Below are 4,133 nucleotides of genomic sequence, written 5' to 3'. Positions count from 1 at the left end.
GAGATGATCACGTCGAGGTTGTAGAATTTGGTTTGATAGTTCTTGCCGTCCGCGGCAGTTGTTAAGAAATCCTTAATAACTGAATCCGCCGCCAGTTCCCCTTCCACAAAAATGTTGCTGATGTGCATGTTGACGTTTGGAACGGATGTCTGAAACAGTTCGGCCATCAGCTTCTGGCTCAGCCAGACGGTCTCGTCCTGCAGCCGGACCTCGACCTTTGTTTTACCGTTCTCCGTCTGGTACAGAATCAATTCGCTCTTCCTGGGTTCCATTTCATTCTTCTTCATGGGGACCACTTTTCAAGCCTTTCGTGGAAACCGGATCCGAATCCTTTTTGTCGGCCTCGCGTCGCACCCGATTGGATTCCTTCTTGGCGGCGTTCTTCCGGCCCCAGTAAGCGCCAGACCCTTTCTTCGGGCCGGAATGCTCGGTTTTCTGAGCTTTGTTGGCCATGTGAATGCCTCCTGGTTATTTCTACGATTTCAATCGTTTCCTGCTCTCCGGCTCGTTCAGGTAATTTTCCGGTGAGACGACCCGCTTGCCGGTTTTCTTTTCCAGGTCTTTTCGCGCCGTTCCAGCGACCTCTCCGCCTTTGCGTGCAGCAACTTTGCTTTCATCGAAGCCCTGCGCGTCATCAACCTTTGTGATTTCGGTGGTTGCCGCCTCGCCAAGCATCGAGAAGATCAGTTCCAGATCGGTCATCTGGTCCCGCAGGTTTTCCCGTTTCAGCCCCTTCAACTGCTTATGCTCGCCGGGTGTAACGCCGAACGCCGCTTCTGCAATCTCCGCCGTGAGAATCTCATGTTCCCGCTCCTGCTTCACATCCCTCTTTTTCCATTCATCCGTAAGTTTATCCCGGACGGCGATACCGCGCATCCGTTTCTCGATCCAGTCGTCGGAATAACCTTTGGCCTTGTAGATCGCCCGCGTCCTCTTCGTGGTCAGTTCCGGATCTTCGATCTCCTGCACCCGCTCATAGCCGACCCTGGCCTGCCAGCGCTTGAAGGGCTCGGCTTTGGGGGAGGGGATGGACTGGATGATGCGAAAGATGCCTTCGGTGTTGGCGCAATCGATCTTCTGTTTTCCACCCTCAGCTTCTATCCAAAGGGGGGTGGCAATTTGCCCCCACCCTTTGGACAACTCCCTGTCATGACGACGCATATCCTTGATATATCCGGATGGATCTGTGGAATCCGTCAATACACCGACCACATCATCAATCACAAACCACCATTCGTTGTTATGGAACGTTTTGCGGATACCGCTGCCTCGCAAAAGAGCGACTTTGGTTTCCATGATGACCTCTCTTCTGTTTTCAAAATTGGCATGGTCATACCTTCGCCAATGAAAGCAGACCACAACCGAAGGCCTTGGCGGGGCCGATGCCGTTCTGGACCAATTCCATTACTGCTTCAGGTTCCTCAATTTTCAGGACGCCTTGAAAGCGAACCGGCTGAATTTTCCCGATCCGATCTTCCCTGTTTTTCCTGAAGTTCATTGGAAAGACAGGATCTATGGCAAGCATCTCCAGTGATGCAGCATTCTGAAGCTTACGTTCTATCCAGGACCGCTGCTCCTCTTCCCGGATAAGAGGTACACGACATTTCTTCGTTTCGCCATCCGTGTCTTTACGTCCCATTTCATCACTGATTGTTTTTACCGGGTTGGCAATCAACATAAAACGTAACCGCTGCCTTGGAAACAACAGCAGCGGATATTCCTTGCAAGCCAATATTTGCACCGTATTAGATGATCGTTCCGGTTCTCTGACCGATTGCATCAGAATCTCGGCATGATCGCGATCCGAATGCCCAACACGGAAAAGAAAATCACGGCCGGCATCCTCATTTTCCAGAAACAGCGTCCACAATGCCCGGTGGATCTCGTAGGGATTGCGGCAGGCAGAACCTTTTATCAGTATTTTACTCAGATACATGTTCACCTCCGTGGATATAGAGGTTGCGCCCGGCAAATTGGCGCGGTTGGTGAATTAACGGAACATTACGGACCCTTTTCATACGGTCGCCTATTTTCTCCTCGCTGTAGATCGTCCCGCCATGAGGCGCTATGCCTTTCAACGCCTCCAAAACATCCGAAGACTTAAGCCGCGCTTCAAACAGCGGACGTGCAAGCGGACAACTTCGCCGTCCAAGATAGGGTGTGAAGAGCGGCCGCTTTATCGCTGCCTCCAGTTCGTCGAAACTCAGAGCCGCATCCGGCTGATTCCAGAGCGCCACGGTAAATTCGGCATCGTACAGATATTCCCGCCAGGTCTGGATGGTGTCATGCTTTTTCAGGCCTGTGTAATCCTCACGGGCATCTTTCACGGTGTGGTAATCGGTCATCTTCACCACCCGTAAAGTCCGTGATTTTCCATCCCTACGGGACATGCGACGCTCGTCCACCCGTACCGCCATGCCGACACTGTCCGCCAGTTGTTGAAGTTGTTCGCGATCGTTTCTTTTGATACCGATGCACGCGCCGAGAAGCCCCAGTAAGCCGCTTCGGGTGGGAAAATTGGCCGACGGCCTCAGTCCCTCGAAGGTATGTTCGCCCCATGCCTGCATGGGGCCGTGTAGTTTGAGAATGAGAAAGTCTCGCATGGTTTACACCTCTCCATCGGCTTGCACCCACGTTTTCAAATTCTCCAGGGTCTTCTTGCCCGTTATGCCTTCCGGCGGCTCATGGCCGATCGCAAATTCAGCGCACCGCTCATTCAATCCATAGCCATGATGCACAGCCTGCCAGTATTCGTGAAGGGCCTTGACCGATGGTTTGATGAATCCGGGTCCGGGTTTGATCGGCTCTTCAAAAGCATTCGCCAGGGATACCGGGATATCGGAAAAGGATACCATCGCCAGATCGGCCAAGTTGTGGGCGGCAAAGCTCTGTTGCTTGGCGGAAGGCACTACCGTCGCCATCAGGTGAAGCACGTGTGATGCAATTTCAAGGGCTTTTTTGCGGGGGGCGTTTCCCAGGTTTTCCTGCAACTGGGATATGTTGAGGCTGGCGTAACGATAAAAGACACCGCTGGAAAATTCCTGCGTATCAAGATGGCCAGAGCCCAACTCCTGCAGATCGTCAACGGCGGTGAACCAGTCGATGTCCGCATCTACGGTGTGGGTGGTAATGACATGGGCCACGGCCAGAGCGCCATCGAGAGGCTTCATTAGACCTGACGCTGCCATTCTACCATGTAGCGCTATATCAATATTGTTTTCTAACGCCAAATAAAGGCCCTGCAATTGCTCATTTTTTTCAAGAATATTGTACACAGATTTTATTAGGCTTCTCTTCTTTTTCTTGTCATTGTCGCTATTTCCGGTTATCGAAATAAATTCCTCACACAATTTCATTATATTTTCGTTTGTTTGAAGCTGATTGCAGAACCATTCAACCTCTTGATAACACCAAGGTGCAACAGCATCAGCCCGACTCTCATCGATCGTTACGTCTCTCTTATCAGCCAGAAAAGAAATCGCCTTTTCGATTAACTCTTTTGGAATGTGCTCTCCCATTTTTTTTGAAAGCAGGGAAAAGAGATTGTTAAGTTCCCTTGTTCGTGTCGAGTTTTGCCCTAACATCTTGTCAAAATATGGACTTTTTCTCATTGTCCTCTTTAGGCTTTGGCTGGAGATGCGCACCCGCCGCTTTCCGCCGAATGTGGCCGATTTCTGCATGTTCATATCATCACGGTTGAGGCACGAAGGACTGTGGGAAATTAGGATGTGGAAATTGATGAAGTTCTTGTCCATGGTGGTTTCCTTTCTTTGTAAGAGATTGATTTACTTTGACTGGTTCATAAAATACTCTTCCAGTAAATCGCGCTTGCTTCGCTCGTTCCAGTACCAAAGCAGCCTTGCCGCCTTGGGCCAGTTCACGGATGGTTCGACCATCTGCAATATCCGGCGCAGTTGAATCATGTCGTTTGGGGATTCTGAACGGATCACCTGAAACAGCCTTTTTTCGCTGACCCCTTTCCCCTTGGCTAGGTGACAACGTTCAGGACATCGTGGACAAATTTTACGTTCAGGACATCGTGGACAAACGCTCTTTGACAATCGAATAGCCACAACATCAACGTATCATGAACACCTACCTAAAAGGAGGTGTTCATGAAAAAGAAAATTAAG

7 protein-coding genes are annotated in these 4,133 nt (G+C 50.5%); all 7 read right to left on the bottom strand.

From position 1 onward, the window contains the following. The coding region (locus KJ624_08365; GenBank protein ID MBU2009829.1) for a hydroxyacid dehydrogenase at positions 1 to 272 on the bottom strand (272 nt) is incomplete at its 3' end. 1 nt (position 273) lies between these two features. Continuing rightward, positions 274 to 453: a hypothetical protein gene (locus KJ624_08360; protein ID MBU2009828.1), complete on the bottom strand. Its 180-nt coding sequence runs from the start codon at positions 451 to 453 to the stop codon at positions 274 to 276. Positions 454 to 474: 21 nt separating this feature from the next. Next, a complete protein-coding gene (locus KJ624_08355; GenBank protein ID MBU2009827.1) occupies positions 475 to 1,296 on the bottom strand; it encodes a Bro-N domain-containing protein in 822 nt (273 codons plus the stop codon). Positions 1,297 to 1,330: 34 nt separating this feature from the next. After that, on the bottom strand, positions 1,331 to 1,936 hold the full coding sequence (cas6e, locus tag KJ624_08350; protein ID MBU2009826.1) for a type I-E CRISPR-associated protein Cas6/Cse3/CasE: 606 nt from the start codon (positions 1,934 to 1,936) through the stop codon (positions 1,331 to 1,333). Then, positions 1,923 to 2,603 (bottom strand): type I-E CRISPR-associated protein Cas5/CasD, encoded by a 681-nt coding sequence (cas5e, locus tag KJ624_08345; protein ID MBU2009825.1) that lies wholly within the window; start codon positions 2,601 to 2,603, stop codon positions 1,923 to 1,925. The genes cas6e and cas5e overlap by 14 nt, the downstream gene beginning before the upstream one ends. Positions 2,604 to 2,606: 3 nt before the next feature. Beyond that, positions 2,607 to 3,755: a type I-E CRISPR-associated protein Cas7/Cse4/CasC gene (gene cas7e, locus KJ624_08340; protein ID MBU2009824.1), complete on the bottom strand. Its 1,149-nt coding sequence runs from the start codon at positions 3,753 to 3,755 to the stop codon at positions 2,607 to 2,609. 30 nt (positions 3,756 to 3,785) lie between these two features. Further along, positions 3,786 to 4,073 carry a type I-E CRISPR-associated protein Cse2/CasB gene (gene casB, locus KJ624_08335; protein ID MBU2009823.1) on the bottom strand — a complete coding sequence of 96 codons (288 nt, stop codon included), beginning with the start codon at positions 4,071 to 4,073 and terminating at the stop codon, positions 3,786 to 3,788. Positions 4,074 to 4,133: the final 60 nt, after the last annotated feature.

The sequence above is a fragment of the Chloroflexota bacterium genome, assembly GCA_018825785.1.
Classification (GTDB): domain Bacteria; phylum Chloroflexota; class Dehalococcoidia; order JACVQG01; family JAHKAY01; genus JAHKAY01.
This window is presented reverse-complemented; position numbering and strand designations above follow the sequence as displayed.